We start from the raw sequence: 1,329 nt of genomic DNA on the forward strand, positions 1-1,329 counted from the left end.
AAGATGTGGTAAGATAATCCCCGCCGCTGAAAACGAGCGGCGTGCACCTTGTAAATTAAACAACGTGACAAACGAGAAGCACCAGAAGGATTGGTTGTTTCAAAGAGCTTTGAAAAGAGCTTGTTTGGACAACGTCAATTATTTCTTTGAAGCTAAGATTTTAGTTTCAATAAGATTGATTTATTCGGGCTGGAGACAGTTCGTATAGATACCATTTTATTGAGAGTTTGATCCTGGCTCAGGATGAACGCTGGCGGCGTGCTTAACACATGCAAGTCGAACGGAACACCCTTGAAGGAGTTTTCGGACAACTGATAGGACTGTTTAGTGGCGGACGGGTGAGTAACGCGTGAGTAACCTGCCTTGGAGTGGGGAATAACAGCTGGAAACAGCTGCTAATACCGCATAATATATCTGTGTCGCATGGCACTGGATATCAAAGATTTATCGCTCTGAGATGGACTCGCGTCTGATTAGCTGGTTGGCGGGGTAACGGCCCACCAAGGCGACGATCAGTAGCCGGACTGAGAGGTTGGCCGGCCACATTGGGACTGAGACACGGCCCAGACTCCTACGGGAGGCAGCAGTGGGGAATATTGGGCAATGGGCGCAAGCCTGACCCAGCAACGCCGCGTGAAGGAAGAAGGCTTTCGGGTTGTAAACTTCTTTTCTCAGGGACGAAGCAAGTGACGGTACCTGAGGAATAAGCCACGGCTAACTACGTGCCAGCAGCCGCGGTAATACGTAGGTGGCAAGCGTTATCCGGATTTACTGGGTGTAAAGGGCGTGTAGGCGGGACTGCAAGTCAGATGTGAAAACCACGGGCTCAACCTGTGGCCTGCATTTGAAACTGTAGTTCTTGAGTACTGGAGAGGCAGACGGAATTCCTAGTGTAGCGGTGAAATGCGTAGATATTAGGAGGAACACCAGTGGCGAAGGCGGTCTGCTGGACAGCAACTGACGCTGAGGCGCGAAAGCGTGGGGAGCAAACAGGATTAGATACCCTGGTAGTCCACGCTGTAAACGATGGATACTAGGTGTGGGGGGACTGACCCCCTCCGTGCCGCAGTTAACACAATAAGTATCCCACCTGGGGAGTACGATCGCAAGGTTGAAACTCAAAGGAATTGACGGGGGCCCGCACAAGCGGTGGAGTATGTGGTTTAATTCGAAGCAACGCGAAGAACCTTACCAGGGCTTGACATCCCGGTGACCGCTCTAGAGATAGAGTTTTCTCTTCGGAGACACTGGAGACAGGTGGTGCATGGTTGTCGTCAGCTCGTGTCGTGAGATGTTGGGTTAAGTCCCGCAACGAGCGCAACCCTTATT

1 protein-coding gene and 1 rRNA gene are annotated in these 1,329 nt (G+C 51.3%); both read left to right on the forward strand.

Annotated elements, in window-relative coordinates:
- Positions 1 to 208: hypothetical protein (locus D1641_RS19305; RefSeq protein ID WP_207708649.1), on the forward strand; the 208-nt coding region annotated here is incomplete at its 5' end.
- Positions 209 to 215: 7 nt separating this feature from the next.
- Positions 216 to 1,329, forward strand: a 16S ribosomal RNA gene (locus D1641_RS18875); the annotation flags it as partial.

The organism is Colidextribacter sp. OB.20 (assembly GCF_009911595.1).
GTDB lineage: Bacteria > Bacillota > Clostridia > Oscillospirales > Oscillospiraceae > Lawsonibacter.